This is a genomic window from Pseudonocardia sp. 73-21 (assembly GCF_001899645.1).
In the GTDB taxonomy this organism is placed as follows: domain Bacteria; phylum Actinomycetota; class Actinomycetes; order Mycobacteriales; family Pseudonocardiaceae; genus Pseudonocardia.
Genome location: NZ_MKVV01000061.1, coordinates 104,480 through 121,494 on the forward strand (window position 1 = coordinate 104,480; position 17,015 = coordinate 121,494).

Below are 17,015 nucleotides of genomic sequence, written 5' to 3' on the forward strand. Positions count from 1 at the left end.
GGTCGAGCCTAGGCTCCCAGCGGTACCGGCCCGACCCGGTGGTCGGCGCGGGCCACCAGCGACGCCGCCAGCAGGCCGGCCAGCGCCCCGAACAGGTGCGCCTGCCAGGAGATGCCGGGCTGCCCGGGGATGACGCCGAACAGCACGCTCCCCCAGATCGCGAACAGCACGATCGCGAGCCCGATCTGCCGGGCGCTGCGCGCGAAGAACCCGCGTGCCAGCAGGAACACCAACCATCCGAAGATCACGCCGGAGGCGCCGACCGTGTAGGCGTTGTCCGGTCCGACCAGCCAGACCCCCAGCCCGCTGACGACCCAGATCGTGGCCGTGACCGCCACCCACTGCCGGATGCCGCCCGCCATCGCGAGGAACCCGAAGAGGAGGAACGGCACGGTGTTGGCGAGGAGATGACCCCAGCTTCCGTGCAGCAGCGGCGCCCAGAGGATGCCCCACAGCCCGTCGAGATGGCGGGAGATGATGCCACCGCCCCGTTCGAGGTCGTCGCCGGTGATCTGGTCCACCGCCTCGATCGCGTACAGCAGCGCGGTGAACGCGAGCATCGTGACGGCGGCGGCAGCGGGAGACGGCGGGAGCACGCGTGCGATGGACCGCCGGGGGGCCGGAGCAGGAGCGACCATGCCGTCGAGGGTACGCGGATCGGCCCCCGACCAGCGAAGATCGCCGCCGACCGCACGCCGCCGCCCGGTGCGGGGCCGCGGCGTGCGGCCGATCACGATCATCGGGCGACGCGTACCGCCGTGATCGCCGTTCACCGCACAGTGTCGCCGATCGGAGAGCCGTACGGTGCGACCGGAAGCGATCATGACCGGGTGGGAACCGGTGATCAGGCCCAGAGGTGGCCGTCGATGCCGTCGGCCGCCTCGTCCAGGGTGCCGCTGTAGGCGCCCGTGGAGAGGTACTTCCAGCCGCCGTCGCAGACGATGAGCACGATGTCGGCGGCGTCGCCCGCCCCGGCCGCCTTCTCCGCCACGGCCAGCGCCGCGTGCAGGATGCCCCCGGTGGAGATGCCCGCGAAGATGCCCTCCTGGTCCACGAGCTGGCGGGTGCGGCGCAGCGCATCGTGGCTGCCCACCGAGTAGCGGGCGGTGAGCACGTCGGGGTCGTAGAGCTCGGGGACGAAGCCCTCGTCGAGGTTGCGCAGGCCGTAGACCAGCTCGCCGTAACGCGGCTCGGCGGCCACGACCTGCACGTCGGGCTTGTGCTCGCGCAGGTACCGCCCGGCGCCCACCAGGGTGCCGGTGGTGCCCAGGCCCGCGACGAAGTGCGTGATGGTGGGCATGTCCCGGAGGATCTCCGGGCCGGTGCCGCGGTAGTGCGCGTCGGCGTTGGCGGGGTTGCCGTACTGGTAGAGCATCACCCAGTCCGGGTTCTCCGCCGACAGCTGCTTGGCCATGGCCACCGCCTGGTTGGACCCGCCCGCGGCCGGGGAGGAGATGATCTCCGCGCCGTACATAGTGAGCAGCTGCCGGCGCTCGTTCGAGGTGTTCTCCGGCATCACGCAGATGAGCTTGTAGCCCTTGAGCTTGCAGGCCATCGCGAGCGAGATGCCGGTGTTGCCCGACGTCGGCTCCAGTACCGTGGCCCCGGGCTCGAGCAGCCCGTCCGCCTCCGCCTTCTCGATCATGGCCAGCGCGGGGCGGTCCTTGATCGAGCCGGTGGGGTTGCGGTCCTCGAGCTTGGCCCACAGCCGCACGTTCGGCGCGGGCGAGAACGAGGGGAGCCCGACGATCGGCGTGTCGCCGACCGCCTGGATCAGGGAGTCGTACCGGGCCATCTGGGTCAGCCTCCGGCGACGGTACGGGAACTCTTGATCGCAGCGGAGTCGACGGGCGAAGTGATCTCGGCACCCCCGGCGACCGCCGGAAGGATGGTGACCGTCGAGTTCTCCGTGACGGGGGCGTCGAGGCCACCGGCGAAGCGCACGTCCTCGTCGTCGACGTAGATGTTGACGAAGCGGTGCAGCTTGCCGTCCTTGAGCAGGCGGTCGGAGATGCCGTTGTGGTTGTTCTCCAGGTCGGCGATGACCTGGGCGACGGTGCTGCCCTTCGCCTCGACGGACTTCTCACCGCCGGTGTGGGTGCGCAGGATCGTGGGGATGGATACGGTGACGGCCACTAGTCTTCAACTCCAGGTCGTGGAACGGGGATGGGCGGGGAACATCAGTCCTGGTCGGGGACCGTGTCCGCGCCGTTGTGCGCGAACATATAAGTCTCCACGACCTGAACTTCTTCCTCGGTGACCACACCGTCGACGATCCGGTAGGACCGGAGCTCGTGGCCGGTGGAGTTCACCACAGCCGGCTCCCGCGTCGAGACGAGCACGTAGTGCGCCTCGGGCTCGGAGGCGTAGGAGATGTCGGTGCGCGACGGGTAGGCCTCGGTGGCGGTGTGCGAGTGGTACACCACCACGGGCACCTCGTCGCGGGAGTCCATGTCGCGGTAGAGGCGCAGCAGGTCGCCGGAATCGAACTCGTAGAACGTGGGCGAGCGCGCCGCGTTGAGCATCGGGACGAAGCGTTCGGGCCGGTCGGAGCCCTCCGGCCCGGCGATGACGCCGCAGGCCTCGTCGGGGTGGTCCCGCCGGGCGTGGGCCACCATCTCGTCGACGAGATCTGCTCGGATCACCAGCACGGGCCCCAGACTACGGGCCGGGCCCGAGCGTCCGCACATCAGCGGACGACTCTCACACCTTCATGCGCGCCTGGACGAGCCCGTCCTGCACGTAGGTCAGCCAGTGGTAGACCCCCAGGTGGGACGCACGGGGGTCGTCGGCCGGGAGCTGCTCGGGCATGTCCTCGCTCACGTCGAGCGCGGTGCCCAGCGCCAGGCGCACGTCGTTGAGGGCGGCCAGCCACACGTCACCCTGCTCGGGCGCCAGCTCCACGCGCCCGCCGGTGACGGGCAGCGTGTCCAGCACGAGGTCGGCAGCGGCCTCCTTGGCCTCGATCAGAGCGGGCTCGTGCAGGGAACGCAGGCCGGCGGCGAGGTCGGCGTCCTCGGTGGTGAAGTCGGGCAGCAGCCGGGCCAGCACGCGATCGTCCGGGCGGGTGGACGGGCCGGTGCGGATACCGGTGAGCGCGGCCAGCTCGTCGGCGGGGTTGTCGGCGGTGCGGCCGGCGAGCATCTGCCGCACCTCGCCGATGAGCCCGCGCAGCACCACGGCCTCCTGCTCGTCGAACGAGGCGACGAGCCGCACCTTCGCACCCCGTCCGGCCTTCTTCCAGCCGTTCACGATGTCGCCTCCACGGGACCGAGCATGTCGGCGGTCATGAGCTCTTCTGCATGGTCGCCCACAGTCCGGCCGCGTGGAGCTTCGCCACGTCGGCCTCGATCTTGTCCTTGTCGCCCGCCGACACCGCGGCCTTGCCCTTGAGGTGCACGTCCATCATCAGCGCGGTGGCCTTCGCCTCGGGATAGCCGAAGAGCTTCTGCAGCACGTAGGTGACGTACGACATCAGGTTCACCGGGTCGTTCCAGACGATCGCCTGCCAGGGCACGTCCGGCGAGACGTCCTCGACGACGACCGGCTCCACGGTCGGGGAGGGAAGGGGCGCGGCCATGGTATCCATGGTGGCACTCCGTCGGATCCGGACGCACGGCACATAGGCTCTCGCTCCATGAGTGGTAGTCCGTCCACGGCGGGTGTCAGCACGGCGCTGCTGACCGACCGGTACGAGCTGACGATGGTGGCGGCGGCGTTGGCCGACGGCACGGCCGACCGCTCATGCGTCTTCGAGGTGTTCGCGCGGCGGCTCCCCGACGGGCGGCGCTACGGCGTGGTCGCGGGCACGGGGCGGCTCCTGGAGTCGATCAGCCGGTTCCGGTTCGGTGACCAGGAGCTGGCCGCGCTGGCCGACATCGTCGACCGCAGCACGCTCGACTGGCTGGCCGACTACCGCTTCACCGGTGAGGTCGACGGCTACCCGGAGGGTGAGCTGTACTTCCCGGGCTCCCCCGTCCTCACCGTGCGCGGCACGTTCGCCGACGCGGTGATGCTGGAGACGCTCGCGCTGTCGATCCTCAACCACGACAGCGCGATCGCGTCGGCGGCCGCGCGGATGGTCACCGCGGCCGCGGGCCGGCCGCTGATCGAGATGGGATCGCGGCGCGCCCACGAGGCGGCCGCCGTGGCCGCCGCCCGGGCGGCCTACCTGGCGGGGTTCTCGGCCACGTCGAACCTGGAGTCCGAGCGCCGCCACGGCATCCCGACGGCCGGCACGGCCGCGCACGCCTGGATCCTGCTGCACGACGACGAGCTGGGCGCGTTCGCGAGCCAGGTCAAGGCGCTGGGCGCCGACACCACACTGCTGGTCGACACCTACGACATCCGCCACGGCATCGAGCTGGCCGTCGAGGCGGCGGGCACCGGTCTGGGCGCCATCCGCATCGACTCCGGCGACCTGGGCGAGATGGCGCGTCAGGCCCGTGAGCAGCTCGACGCGCTGGGCGCCACGAACACCAGGATCGTGCTCTCGGGCGACCTCGACGAGTACGCCATCGCCGCGCTGCGCGCCGAGCCCGTCGACACCTACGGCGTGGGCACCTCGGTCGTCACCGGCTCGGGCGCGCCCACGGCGGGGATGGTCTACAAGCTCGTCGAGGTCGACGGGCGACCGGTGGCCAAGCGCAGCGCGTCCAAGGAATCGCGGGGCGGGGCGAAGTCGGCGGTGCGGCGCTTCAAGCCCACGGGCACGGCGGTGGAGGAGGTCGTGCACGCCGCGGGCTCCCCTCCGGAGACCGGCCCGCACGACCGGGTACTGCCGGTGCCGATGATTCGCGGCGGCGAGCGGGTGGAGGGTCTGGAGACCCTGGAGCAGTCGCGCGAACGCCTGCGGGCCGCCCTGGTGGCGGTGCCGTGGGAGGGGCTGAAGCTCTCGCGCGGCGAGCCGGCGATCCCGACGGTCTTCGCATGACCCGCGTACTGGTGGTGGTCGACGTCCAGAACGACTTCTGCGAGGGCGGGTCGCTCGCCGTCGCGGGCGGGGCGGCCGTGGCCGCGGCCGTCTCGACGCACATCCGGGCCGGCGGGTACGACCACGTCGTGGCCACCCGCGACCACCACGTCGACCCCGGCGCCCACTTCTCCGACACGCCGGACTTCCGCGACTCCTGGCCGCCGCACTGCCGCGTGGGCACGCCGGGCGCGTCGTTCCACCCCGACCTCGACGTCGCCGGCATCGAGGCCGTCTTCGACAAGGGCGCCCACGAGGCCGCGTACTCGGGTTTCGAGGGCACCGAGCCCGGCGGCACGCCGCTGGAGGAGTGGCTCGCGGCCCGCGGCGTCACCGAGGTGGAGGTGGTGGGCATCGCCACCGACCACTGCGTGCGCGCCACCGCCCTGGACGCGGCGCGGGCCGGCTTCCCCACCACGGTGCTGCTGGCCCTCTGCGCCGGCGTGGCCCCGGACTCCACCGAGCGCGCGCTGGCGGAGCTCCGGGACGCGGGCGTCACCCTGGCGTGACGTCCGGCCCCTCGAACCGCCGGAACGACGCGTCCTGCTGCGCGAGCCTGCGCAGCGCGAGCAGCAGCGGTTCGAGCAGCACGGTGCCCGCCACCACGAACCGGACGGCGTCCGCCGGTGAGGTGGTGGGCACGGCGGCGACGTCGAATGCCGCCAGCTGCTCCGCCACGGCCGCGTAGCGTCCGACCAGGCGCTCCATGCCGGGGATCCCGACCGCGTCGCACGCGTCCAGCGCGGCGGCGAGCTGCGCCAGGGCGGGCGAGTCGCAGGCGACCTGCCATCCCTGGGCCTCCACGAGGCTGCGGGCGCGGTCGAGGGCCTCCGGCTCCGCGGTGACCTCCGGCCCGATCGCCTGATGGGCCGTGCCGATCACCTCGTGGATCGACGGCGCCGGCGCGTCGATCATCTGCAGGGCCGCGCGGGCCGCCGCGACCGTGAGCCCGCCCGTCCCGACCAGCACCCGGATCAGCGCGAGCCGCTCGACGTGCTCCTCCCCGTACTGCGCCTGGGTGGCCGACGTCGGCGTTCCGGCGGGGAGCAGGCCCTCCCGCAGGTAGTACTTGACCGTGCCGACCGGCACGCCTGCCCGCCGGGCCAACTCCGAGATCCGCACCCGGCCATCTTGACATTGGATAGTGTCACCGTCCAATATTGGGAAGTCGCAGTTCCCAATGTGAGGAGATGGTCCCGATGGCGATCGCACGCGGACGGTGGACCCACGACAGCGCCACGACCGGCGAGGACGTGGTCGTGTTCCTCATCGGCATGCACGTCACCAAGCCGTGGCGGCCCGACCAGTGGCTCCCGACGTTCCTGGCGATGGGCCCGATGCTCGCCGAGCTGAGCCGCGATCCCGATCTCGGCCTGCTCGGCTTCCGCACGCTGCTGGGCAACGGCGGACCGACGATCGTGCAGTACTGGCGCGACACCGAGTCGCTCTACCGCTACGCCTCCTCGACCGACGCGAAGCACCGCCCGGCCTGGGCGGCCTTCAACCGGCGCGCCCGCAAGGCCCCCGACGCGGTGGGGGTCTGGCACGAGACCTACCGGGTCGGCGCGGCCGAGACGATGTACGTCAACACCCCGACGATGGGTCTGGCGAAGGCGGTGGGCGCCAAGGCGGTGACGGCGGGGTTCGACGCCGCCCGCGCCCGACTGACCGGGGGTGCCTAGACCTTGCGCATCCGCCAGGCGCCCAGGCTGGCCGCCACGTCCCCCGTCGTGCCGTCGGCGTCCGCGTGGGAGCCCACGGCCTCGGCCAGCCCGATGCAGCGCGGGCCGTCGAACAGGCCGCAGGCGTAGCGCACCGAGCTGGCGTCGAGCTCCAGCACGCCGACGCGCAGCTGGTAGATGCCCGGGTAGTGCACCTCGGCGAGGTACTCCACGTGCAGGGAGCTGGGCGAGAGGTCGTCGAGCGGGCCGCCGGTGGGGTAGCCGAGCATGTCGAGGTGCAGCTCGGCGAGGGCGTCGAAGTACCAGCCGGCCAGGGCCACGTTGTTGACGTGCCGGTTGGTGTCGATGTCGCCGAAGCGGGTGCGGATGTCGAGGCGGAACGGGTAGGCCTCGCGCACGAGACGTCCGGGCAGGCGTTCGGCCCGCTCCTGCTCCGCGCCCTCGACCTTCAGGGCCGTCAGGGCGGCGCGCACGTCGGCGGGCAGCTCGGTGGGACCCTCGTCGGTGACGTACACGCTGACCGACCGGCCGGTGGCCACGCACTCGTCGCCCGCGAACACGGCGTAGGTGTAGGTGAACGACGACGTGCCGATGTGCGCCACGCCGACGCCGATCCGGTAGCGGCCCGCCACCTTCAGGGGCGCGATCACCTCGACGCCCACGGAGGCGAGCAGCAGCTTGAACTGCCGGGACCGGTAGCGGGTGGACAGGTCGGCGCCCAGTGCGTCGAGCTCGACCGACACGCGGGCGTCCTCGAACCAGCGCACGAGGGCGTCGCGGCCGATGCGGCGGCTGGGATCCAGGTCGCTGTAGCGGGCGGCGTGCTCGATCAGCACGGGGAACGAGGACGGCTCGAGCCGGAGCTGGGTGGACGTCACGCTTTCGATGATGTCAGGCACCCCCTGTGTGACCCCGCACGCACACCGGTTACGTGGTTCTCCCACGGACCTCCCGCGCCTGCGGGTAGCCTCCTCCGGTGGCCATCGCCGATGCCGCCTCCGCGGTACGAAGAACGTCGGCGGGCGCGACCCAGATCCCCGGCGTCGCCGAGCTGCTCGAAGCCGCCGTCACCGCCGTGGGCGGCCAGCGCCGCGAGGGCCAGGACGCCATGGCCCAGGCCGTGCGCAAGGCCATCAGCAGCGGTGAGCACGTGGCGGTGCAGGCCGGCACCGGCACCGGCAAGTCGCTGGCCTACCTCGTGCCGTCGATCCACCACGCGGTGTCGAAGGACTCCACGGTCGTGATCTCCACGGCCACCATCGCGCTGCAGCGCCAACTGGTGGACCGCGATCTCCCCCGCCTCGCCAAGGCCCTCAAGCCGCTGCTCGGCCGCACCCCGACGTTCGCGATCCTCAAGGGCCGCCGCAACTACCTGTGCCTCAACAAGCTGCACGGCGACGGGGGTGACGAGGAGGAGGACCAGCTCTTCGACCCCTTCACGATCTCGGCGATGGGCCGGGCCATCAAGCGGATGCACGAGTGGGCCGACACCACCGAGTTCGGCGACCGCGACGAGCTCGTGCCCGGTGTCCCCGACGCCACCTGGCGACAGGTCTCGGTCACCGCCCGGGAGTGCCTGGGCGTGTCCAAGTGCCCCGTGGGCGAGGACTGCTTCGCCGAGAAGGCCAAGGCGCAGGCCGGCCGCGCCGACATCGTGGTCACCAACCACGCGCTGCTGGCCATCGACGCCCTCGAGGGCCGACCGGTGCTGCCCGAGCACGACGTCGTGGTGGTGGACGAGGCCCACGAACTGGTCGACCGCGTCACGGGCGTGGCCACCGCCGAGCTCACGGCCGGCATGGTCGGCGTCACCGCGCGGCGGCTGGGCAAGCTCGTCGACCAGGCGGTGGCCGACCGGCTCGCCGAGGCCGGCGAGGGGCTGGGCCTGGTGCTGGAGGATCTCGCACCCGGTCGCTGGGACGCGCTGCCGCAGGCCCCGTCGGGAGCGCTGTCGGCGATCGTCAACGCGGCAGGCGCCTGCCGCACCGCGCTCGGGTCCGAGAAGCGCGAGGACCCCGAGGCCGCGGCCGGCCGGAAGATGGCCCAGGCCGCCCTCGACGAGGTGCTCGACACCGCCACCCGGCTGCTCGGCGCGTTCGAGGAGCCCGATCCGGCCAAGCGTCGCGACGTCGTGTGGCTGGGCGAGCAGGGCCCGGACGGCATGCGCCACAAGGTGTTGCGCGCCGCGCCGCTGTGGGTGGGCGGGCTGCTGCGGGAGCGGCTGTTCGGCCGGTCGACGGTGGTGCTGACCAGCGCCACGCTCGCCCTGGGCGGCAACTTCGACGCGCTGGCGCGGCAGTGGGGGCTGCCCCCGTCGACCGTCGAGAAGTCCGACGACCCGATCCCCGACCCCGACGCGCCCAAGTGGTCGGGCATGGACGTCGGCTCGCCGTTCGCCCACGCCCGCAGCGGCATCCTCTACGTCGCCAAGCGGCTGCCCCCGCCCGGCCGCGACGGCCTGCCGCCCGCCTACCTCGACGAGATCGCCGGGCTGGTGGAGGCCGCGGGCGGGCGCACGCTGGGGCTCTTCTCGTCGATGCGCGCGGCCAAGCAGGCCACCGAGGCGCTCCGCGGCCGGCTCGACACGCCGCTGCTCTGCCAGGGCGACGACTCCACGATGACGCTGGTGAAGAAGTTCGCCGAGGACGAGCCCACGTCGCTGTTCGGCACGCTCTCGCTGTGGCAGGGCGTGGACGTGCCCGGCCCGTCGCTGTCGTGCGTGATCATCGACCGCATCCCGTTCCCCCGCCCCGACGATCCCCTGGTGGCCGCCCGGCAACGCGCCACCGACGCGCACGGCGGCAACGGCTTCCTGTCGGTCTCGGCCACCCACGCCGCCCTCCTGCTCGCCCAGGGCGCCGGGCGCCTGCTGCGCGGGATGGACGACCGGGGGGTGGTGGCGATCCTGGACCCCCGGCTCGCGACGGCGCGCTACGGCGGCTTCCTCCGCGCGAGCCTCCCCCCGTTCTGGCCCACGGACGACCGCGAGAAGGTGCACGCGGCCCTGCGCCGCCTGCGCGGCGCCTGACCTACTGCAGCTGGGCCAGCACCGGCGAGGGGTAGCGCACCGTGAAGCGGACCTCGCCCAGCAGTCGCTCGATCATCCCGGCCCGCTCCTCCAGCCCCGCCCGCGCCTCCGCGTCCACCTCGGCCGTCAGGTGCAGGGCCACCGTGCCGTCCTTGCGGTGGTGCCAGGCGCCGACCACCCGGCCGTCGACCCACGCGGTGGGGCCAGCGTTGCCGTTGCGGTCGAACAGGACCGGCACGTCGGCGGGGTCGAGGTGGAAGTCGCGCTGCTTCCACCCCATCGTCGTGGGGTCCAGACCCGGCAGGAGCACGAACGACCGCGGAGCAGCAGGCGGCTCGTCGACGTCGTCGGGCAGGACGTAGCCCGGGCCCCCGTCCAGCTCCACCTCCACCGCGCCGACATCGGCCAGCGCCGTCTTCGTGGTGGCGGCCGTCCAACCGGCCCACCAGGCCACGTCGGCGCGGGTGCCGGGGCCGAACGCCGCCAGCCAGCGTCGGGCCAGGCCGGCGGCGGCCTCCCGGACGTCGAGCGCGCCGAAGCCGTCGGGGAACCAGGCGTCGGCGGCGGCCCAACGGTACTGCCCGTTGATCCACGTGCCGGTGGGGCGGGCCCGCAGGACCTGGCCCGCGAACCCCATGTTCAGCAGCAGCCGGGTGTGGGCGGGCTGGGTGGCGGTGTACTTGCCCCCGCCGATGGTCAGCGGTACCGCCAGCCCCGGCAGCCGCGCCCCGATCTCCCGGGCCGGGAGCGGGCCCGACTCGCGGAGCAGAGCCAGGACGTCGGCGGTGGCCGATCTCAGCCAGCCCTCGGGTGAGGTGATGCCGGCAGCCTCCAGCCCGGTGAGCAGGCTGCGCCGCTGCACCTTCGCGACGGCGAGCGTGGCGCCGTGGTGGGCGTCCCGGGCGGCGTCGTGATCGAAGATCCACAACGTGCGCCGCATGGAGTGGTGGCGCAGCAGCGACCGGTGGTCGTAGAGCGCCGCGTCGACCGCGGCCAGGTCCGGGTGCTGCATGCGCGCGGCCACCGAGAGGTAGACCGTGACGGGATCGGTGGAGTGCAGCGCCACCAGCGAGCCGGTGATCTCCTCGACGGAATCCGTACGCCGATCGGGGACGAGCCGGTGCCGCACGGCGAGCCGCGAGCGCCGCTCCGCATCGGTGATGTGTCGAGAGGCCACGGCGGCAGCATCCCACCGGGCACCGACAGTGCGGAGCGACGCGGGTGAGATGACCGTCGCGGGGCTCGGTCGACCGCCGTGCCCCCATCACGTTCATCTCACGCGAGACCGAGCAGCTCCCGGATCCGGTCCGGGCGCATCCCGAGCCGCCCCGTCACGGGGTCGTCGACGGGCAGCGCGGCGATGAGTCGCTCCAGTGCCTCGTGACGCCGGGGATCCGCCGCCGCCTCCCGGGGGGTGGATCCCCCCAGCTCCGGTGCGGGGTCGTCGCACCATCTCCGTTCCCGGCGCTCCTGCAGCTGCAGCACCGCCGCCGAGGGGGCCGCGGCCGGGGCGGGCCTCGGGGGTGTCGAGCGCAGCACCGTCCGGGGCGGGGGCGGACCCGCGCCGAGCAGGTCCAGCAGCTCGAGGCCGTCGCGCTCCTCCAGGACGGCCAGCAGCTCCTCCTCCAGGTCCCGGTCCACCGCGACGACGGCCACCAGCACGCGGCGGCCGGTGCCGTCGGGCAGGGCGCGCGCGCAGATCCGGGCGCCGACGGTCGCGATCCGGCCGACGGTCTCGAACTGCTCACCGGTGCGGACGTCCCGCACGTGCGTGGGGTCCGCCACCTCGTAGACGCTGCGCTCCACCGTCAGCCACGACGCGCCCAGCTCCCGCTCGTCGGCGGGTAGCAGCGGCCCGCGGTCGGCGAGGAACCGCGCGAACCAGCCGCCCTCGTGCAGCACGGCGTCGACGACGACCGGCTCGTGGTAGGCGGCCTCCAGATCGCCGTCCTCGCCGGCGAGGGCCTCGGCGTACTCCTCCAGCAGGTCGGCCGCCGCGCCGCCGCGGCGTTCGACGTAGCCGACGGCCTTGCGGTGCAGCCAGCCGACGCGTTCGGCGAGTGGAACGGCGGGCCGCTGCCCGGGGTGGCACTGCTTGTACTTGCGGCCCGACCCGCACCAGCAGGGGTCGTTGCGTCCCGGCTCGGGGCCCGCGGCGGCGGCGAACGGCCGGACCGTCATGACGTCGGGCTCGCCCTCCCCCGCGTCGACGGAGCGCCACCGGCCCAAGGCCGCCGCGGCGTCGCCCCGGTCGGACTCGTAGGCCGCGAGCCGGTCCTCCACCAGCCCCCACCCATCGGCGGCCGCGGACGCGGCCCGCAGGTGCGACTCGGCGTCGAGGACCCGGCCGTCGCGCTCCGCGGCGGTGGCGGCCACGAACTCCGCCACGGCCGCGCGGGGCGAGCGTCCGGCCGCGGCGACCAGCCGGGCGCCCAGCGCGACGAGGGCGGCGACCCGCTCGGCGTCGTGCTGGTCGTGCTCGTCGAGCAGCTCGTCCAGGACCGTGACCAGCACGTCCGGATCGCCGAGCAGGTCCAGCGACCGCCGCAGGGCCGACGAGTCCCCGGCCGCGGCGGTGAGCAGGTCGAGCGCCTCCAGGGCCGCGTCGCGCTGCTCGGGGGTGGGCAGCCGCTCCACCACCCGGGACGCCCGGTCGGCCTCCTCGGCGTTGGCCCACACCGACTCGTCGTGGGCGAACTCGTCCTCGCGCCGCTCCAGGCCCGCGGCCGCGGCCAGCTCGGTCAGCGGCGGGACCGGACGGGCGAAGACGTCGGGGTCGCGCAGCAGCATCCCGACCACGAGCATCTCGCCGGTGACCGGCAATCCGGGCTCGGCGACCTCGACATCGTAGACGGAGCGGAGCAGGTCCACCAGGCCGGGAGGGGCGACGGGCTCGTCGTCCAGCACCGCGACGCTCACCTCCCCGTCCCCGGTGACGCGCACGGCGAGCAGGGCGTCGAGCGGCAGGGGCGCGAGCCAGTCGACGGGCCCGGCCCACGCCATGTCGTCCACCACGAGCGCGCCCTGGGCCACCCGCGGCTGGGGGAACCGGAGGAACGCGGCGAGGTCGGCGTCGAGGTCGAGGTAGTCCTCGGCGTGCTCGGCCGCGGAGAGCCGGTGGGTGAGCACGATGCCGTCGACCAGCCCCGGCACGTGCACGACGACGTCGGGGTAGGCCATCGTGATCGGCGAGGCGGGGTCCAGCATCAGCTCGGCCTCGACGGCGGCGAACCAGGCCGGGTCGGCGCTGTCGACGCCCAGCGGCTCGGCCACCAGCTCGATCAGCCGGCCGAGCGCCACGGACCTCTGCGCCCGGACGACGTCCAGGTAGGCGGCCCGCAGCGTCTCCGGGGCCGGGGCGGGGAGCCGTTCCAGGGCCGCCTCGTACGCCGCCGGGTCGATGTCCTCGCCCCGCAGCGCCGCCTCGATCTGCGGCAGGATCGCGCCCACCAGCTGGTCCATCGCCGCGTGGCGGTCGAGCCCGAGCCCGAGCAGCCGGACCGCGGTGGCCCACGTGGCGGGCGGGTCGCCGTCGAGCACCTGGTTGGCGATCACCACCCGGATCGACGGCGGCGGCCAGCCCTCGTCGGGATCGGGCCGGTCGGCGTGCAGGAGGGCGATGCGGCCGTCCTCGTCCGCGTAGTCGTCCGCGTCCGGGACGGAGCCGAACAGGAACCTCAGGCGTGCCTCGTCCACGTGCGGAAGCCTAGTCAGCGGTAGTTCGCGTACCCCGTCCACGCCTGGCGACGGGCGCGGCGGGGGTCGCACTCGACGCGGTCCTCGGCGTCGATCACCAGCGTGCGCCGGTCGGCGACGTCGTAGCCGGGCCAGCCCGCGGCCGGCGCACCGGTGCGGGCGAAGGAGATCCAGTGCTCCTGCACCCGGCGGGTGACCCCGGCCAGGTCCTGGCGGCCCCCGAACGCGGTGAGCAGGCGGGAGAGCCGCTTCGCGCCGAACACGGCCGCCATCTCGGTGCCGTGCGTGGCGTCGACGCCGAGCACCTTCAGCGCGCGCGGCGCGAAGTCGTAGCGGTAGACCCAGGTGGGGGCCACCGCCGAGTGCCCGTCGGCCGCCCGGACGCTGGGCCACCAGAACGTCACGTCACCGCCGAGGTCCACCGCCGACGACGCGGCGGGGTAGCGCGGGTAGGCGGACAGGATGCGGGCGCGGGCGCCCGGGTCGGTGACCGCGAACATGCGATCGATCAGGTCCGTCGACGTGGGCAGCACCCGGCCGGAACGCGCGAACAGGGTGGCCTCGCGGTCGTTGGTGCCGATGAGCAGCGGCACCGGGTGGGTGCGGCCGCCGTCGAAGGCGTCGATCGGGTGCTCGGGCAGGTAGTCGCCGTCCACCACCGGGGCGAAGCAGAGGGTGCCGGGGGTGCGTTCGTTGGTCCAGTCGTCCAGGGTGGCCCCGGCGGCGACCAGTGCGGCCGGGTCGGCGCGCAGCACCGCGTCGAGGGCGTCGTGCGGGCCGGCGCCGAGGATGCCGGCGAGGTCCGCGGCCCAGCCGGCCGCCCGCCCGGACGTGTACGCGGCCTCGACGGCCGAGCTCTCCGAGATGGCCCGGGCGAACAGGCCGCGCGCGGCCGGGGTGGCCATCAGCGTGGTCACCGAGATCGCGCCGGCCGACTCCCCGAACACCGTGACGTTGTCCGCGTCGCCCCCGAACGCGGCGATGTTGTCGCGCACCCACTCCAGTGCGGCGACCTGGTCGCGCAGCCCCAGGTTGGCGTCGACCGGGCGGACCGGCGTCGCGTAGCGGGTGAAGTCGAGGTAACCCAGCACGCCGAGGCGGTAGTTGAAGGTGACGTGCACGACGTCGCCCGCGCGGACCAGCTCCTTGCCACCGTAGAGCGTGGCGGCCGACGAGCCCGCACTGAACGCGCCGCCGTAGATCCACACCATCACCGGGCGGGGCCGGGTGGACCCCGCGGCGGGGCGCAGGACGTTGATGCTCAGGCAGTCCTCGCCCATCGGGGTGCGGCGACCCGCACCGAGCATCGCGTTGTTGCGGGCCTGGGGCGGCACCGGGCCGAACCGGGACGCATCGCGGACGCCGGTCCACGGCTCGGGCGCACGCGGGGCGCGCAGCCGGCCGTCACCGGCGGTGGACGCGGCGTAGGGGATGCCGCGCCAGGCCACGAGATCACCCTCGACGGCGCCCCGGACGACGCCGCTGCCGGTCTTCACCTCGATCATGTGGGGCTCCCTACTGGGTGATGCATGTGGTGGTGCCGGGGGCGACCTCGGTGAAACCCCCGTCGCGGACGGCCACCGCCTCGCCCCGTTCGACCGCCGCGGTGAGCTCCGCCCAACGCTCCGGCGAGGCGTCCCGCACCGCGAAGGCCGGTACCTCCGTGAGGCCGTGGGCCGCGGCGAACAGCATCGAGGCGTGCCCGACCTGCGCGGCGGCCTTGCCGACGGTCATGTGCAGGGCGGCGTTGACCCAGATCACCGGCACCCCGGCCGCCGGCGCACCCGGCTCATCGGGATCGAGCTCGGTGCCACCGATCTGCAGCCGCGACAGCGTCCGGGGCACGTCGTCGACGGGCCCGGGAACGAGCGCGCGGGCCTCGGCGTCGCCCACCCGGCACGTGACGCCCGGGAGCTCCTGCACCGCGTCCCAGTGCGAGGTCCGCGCCCGGCGGGCGATCTTGCGGATGCGGCTGGCCACCCACATCTCCACGGCCTCGTGCCACTCGCCGCCGGGCTCGGCCCGTGGGTCGAGGCACAGCGCGAGCGCCGCCACGGCGGCCGCCTCCAGCACCGGGGTGCGTGCCGCGGGCGGGCGTTCCAGCCGCAGGACGACGGGCATGGCGCGCGTGATCCCGTGTGCAGCGTGAGCGGAACGCGCATCAGCACCGTCGGGCTCGGGCGGGATCACGACGGACGCCGTCCCGTACCGGTCCGCGAGCGGCGCGAGCACGGTCACGCGATCGGGACGCGCCGGCCGACGCCCTCGGCCGCGTCGGCCCGCTCGATCTCGTCGCGGGTGATGCCCAGGACGAACAGCACCACGTCGAGGTAGGGCAGGGACAGTGCGGTGTCGGCCACCTCGCGCAGCGCCGGTTTGGCGTTGAACGCGATGCCCAGGCCCGCGGTGGAGAGCATGTCGATGTCGTTGGCCCCGTCGCCCACGGCCACGCACTGCTCCAGGGGCACTCCGAACGTCTCCGCGAAGCGCCGCAGCGCCACGGCCTTGCCGGGCCGGTCGACGATCTCTCCGACGACCTTGCCGGTGAGCCGCCCGTCGACGACCTCCAGCTCGTTGGCCGCGCAGAAGTCCAGCCCCAGCTCGTCGGCCAGGCCTGCGATCACCCGCGTGAAGCCGCCGGAGACCACGCCGCAGCGGAACCCGAGCCGCTTGAGCGTGCGGATGGTGGTGCGGGCGCCGGGCGTGAGCTCCAGCTCCGCCGCGACCTCGGCCAGCACCGTCTCGGGCAGCCCGGCCAGTGCGGCGACGCGGCGGTGCAGTGACTCGGCGAAGTCCAGCTCGCCCCGCATGGCGGCCTCGGTGACGGCCCGGACCTCGGCCTCGGCGCCCGCCCGCGCGGCGAGCATCTCGATCACCTCGCCCTGCACGAGCGTGGAGTCGACGTCGAACACGATGAGCCGCTTGCTGCGCCGCCCCAGGCCGGCCCGCTCCACGGCGACGTCGACGCCCGCGGCCCGCGCCACGTCGACGAGCTTGGCGCGCAGCGTGCCGGGCGGGTAGTTCTCCGACCCCTTGCCGGGCACGGGCGAGACCATCAGCTCCAGGCCGGTGACCGGGTAGTCGGCCACGCGGCGGATGGCGTCGATGTTGGCACCCGCGTCGGCCAGGGCCTGGGCGATGGACCCGAAGGCCCGCGCCGTGATCGGGCGGCCGATCACCACCACCACGTGGGTGGAGTGGCGCCGGGCCTCCGGGTCGTCGTGCGTCTCGATGGACGTGTGCACCTGCATCGCAATGCCGGCCATCGCCTGCTCGACGACCTCCTGCAGGCCCTCCGGGTCGTGGTGGGCCGCCACGAGGGCACCGAGCGTGAGCCGGCCCCGGATGACGACCTGCTCGACGTCGAGCAGGTCGACCCCGTGCCGGGTGAGCGCGGCGAAGAGCACCGAACTCACCCCGGGACGGTCCGGACCGGTGACCGTGATCAGGACTGTGGTGTCACCCGTCATCGTTCAGCGGGACTTGGGGTCCCCGTTCGGATGGGACTCCTTGCCCACTCCCTGGGTGACGATCTCCGCCACCTGCGCGTGGCCGCCCACATGGGCTTCCTCGCGGAAGCGTTCCACCAGGTGCGGGTAGTGCAGCTCGAACGCCGGACGCTCCGACCGGATCCGGG

Annotated in this window: 16 protein-coding genes and 1 pseudogene; 4 read left to right on the forward strand and 13 right to left on the reverse strand. The window is 73.8% G+C overall.

The window, feature by feature from the left end; translation table 11 throughout:
• Positions 1 to 8: 8 nt before the first annotated feature.
• From BGP03_RS20365 to clpS, 6 genes and pseudogenes are all read right to left on the reverse strand, one after another.
• Complete coding sequence (locus BGP03_RS20365; RefSeq protein WP_298800493.1) at positions 9 to 638, reverse strand: rhomboid family intramembrane serine protease; 630 nt, start codon at positions 636 to 638, stop codon at positions 9 to 11.
• 206 nt (positions 639 to 844) lie between these two features.
• Positions 845 to 1,795, reverse strand: a complete 951-nt coding sequence (locus tag BGP03_RS20370) for a cysteine synthase (RefSeq protein WP_296373817.1) — start codon at positions 1,793 to 1,795, stop codon at positions 845 to 847.
• A 71-nt stretch (positions 1,796 to 1,866) separates the two neighbouring features.
• Positions 1,867 to 2,136 (reverse strand): annotated as a pseudogene (locus tag BGP03_RS20375) (MoaD/ThiS family protein); the annotation flags it as partial.
• Positions 2,137 to 2,180: 44 nt separating this feature from the next.
• Entirely contained in the window at positions 2,181 to 2,651 is a 471-nt protein-coding gene (locus tag BGP03_RS20380) for a M67 family metallopeptidase (protein WP_296373818.1), read from the reverse strand.
• 52 nt (positions 2,652 to 2,703) lie between these two features.
• A complete protein-coding gene (locus tag BGP03_RS20385) occupies positions 2,704 to 3,252 on the reverse strand; it encodes a DUF2017 domain-containing protein (protein WP_298800494.1) in 549 nt (182 codons plus the stop codon).
• 34 nt (positions 3,253 to 3,286) lie between these two features.
• A complete protein-coding gene (clpS, locus tag BGP03_RS20390) occupies positions 3,287 to 3,580 on the reverse strand; it encodes an ATP-dependent Clp protease adapter ClpS (RefSeq protein ID WP_296373822.1) in 294 nt (97 codons plus the stop codon).
• Positions 3,581 to 3,637: 57 nt separating this feature from the next.
• On the opposite strand from clpS, the gene BGP03_RS20395 reads away from it, so the two are divergent.
• Positions 3,638 to 4,933, forward strand: a complete 1,296-nt coding sequence (locus BGP03_RS20395) for a nicotinate phosphoribosyltransferase (RefSeq protein ID WP_296373824.1) — start codon at positions 3,638 to 3,640, stop codon at positions 4,931 to 4,933.
• Entirely contained in the window at positions 4,930 to 5,481 is a 552-nt protein-coding gene (locus tag BGP03_RS20400; RefSeq protein ID WP_296373826.1) for an isochorismatase family protein, read from the forward strand. Before BGP03_RS20395 ends, BGP03_RS20400 begins: the two co-directional genes overlap by 4 nt.
• Here the strand turns inward: BGP03_RS20400 and BGP03_RS20405 are convergent.
• Entirely contained in the window at positions 5,468 to 6,094 is a 627-nt protein-coding gene (locus tag BGP03_RS20405; protein WP_296373828.1) for a MerR family transcriptional regulator, read from the reverse strand. The genes BGP03_RS20400 and BGP03_RS20405 overlap by 14 nt on opposite strands.
• A 77-nt stretch (positions 6,095 to 6,171) precedes the next feature.
• On the opposite strand from BGP03_RS20405, the gene BGP03_RS20410 reads away from it, so the two are divergent.
• Positions 6,172 to 6,654 carry a DUF4188 domain-containing protein gene (locus tag BGP03_RS20410; protein ID WP_296373830.1) on the forward strand — a complete coding sequence of 161 codons (483 nt, stop codon included), beginning with the start codon at positions 6,172 to 6,174 and terminating at the stop codon, positions 6,652 to 6,654.
• Here the strand turns inward: BGP03_RS20410 and BGP03_RS20415 are convergent.
• Complete coding sequence (locus BGP03_RS20415; RefSeq protein WP_296373832.1) at positions 6,651 to 7,532, reverse strand: thioesterase family protein; 882 nt, start codon at positions 7,530 to 7,532, stop codon at positions 6,651 to 6,653. The two genes, BGP03_RS20410 and BGP03_RS20415, sit on opposite strands and share 4 nt — an antisense overlap.
• Positions 7,533 to 7,630: 98 nt before the next feature.
• Between BGP03_RS20415 and BGP03_RS20420 the strand changes: the two genes are divergently transcribed.
• Positions 7,631 to 9,682, forward strand: coding sequence for an ATP-dependent DNA helicase (locus BGP03_RS20420; protein WP_296373834.1), 2,052 nt, complete (start codon positions 7,631 to 7,633; stop codon positions 9,680 to 9,682).
• A 1-nt stretch (position 9,683) separates the two neighbouring features.
• Here the strand turns inward: BGP03_RS20420 and BGP03_RS20425 are convergent, their stop codons facing one another.
• The 5 genes from BGP03_RS20425 to serB form a co-directional block, all read right to left on the reverse strand.
• Positions 9,684 to 10,859, reverse strand: coding sequence for a winged helix DNA-binding domain-containing protein (locus BGP03_RS20425; RefSeq protein WP_298800495.1), 1,176 nt, complete (start codon positions 10,857 to 10,859; stop codon positions 9,684 to 9,686).
• 98 nt (positions 10,860 to 10,957) lie between these two features.
• Positions 10,958 to 13,378 carry an SEC-C domain-containing protein gene (locus BGP03_RS20430; RefSeq protein ID WP_298800496.1) on the reverse strand — a complete coding sequence of 807 codons (2,421 nt, stop codon included), beginning with the start codon at positions 13,376 to 13,378 and terminating at the stop codon, positions 10,958 to 10,960.
• A gap of 14 nt (positions 13,379 to 13,392) precedes the next feature.
• On the reverse strand, positions 13,393 to 14,883 hold the full coding sequence (locus BGP03_RS20435; protein WP_298800497.1) for a carboxylesterase/lipase family protein: 1,491 nt from the start codon (positions 14,881 to 14,883) through the stop codon (positions 13,393 to 13,395).
• Between the two features lie 10 nt (positions 14,884 to 14,893).
• Positions 14,894 to 15,499 carry a peptidyl-tRNA hydrolase gene (locus tag BGP03_RS20440; RefSeq protein WP_298800498.1) on the reverse strand — a complete coding sequence of 202 codons (606 nt, stop codon included), beginning with the start codon at positions 15,497 to 15,499 and terminating at the stop codon, positions 14,894 to 14,896.
• Between the two features lie 113 nt (positions 15,500 to 15,612).
• Positions 15,613 to 16,848, reverse strand: coding sequence for a phosphoserine phosphatase SerB (gene serB / locus BGP03_RS20445; protein WP_296373843.1), 1,236 nt, complete (start codon positions 16,846 to 16,848; stop codon positions 15,613 to 15,615).
• Positions 16,849 to 17,015 lie beyond the last annotated feature (167 nt).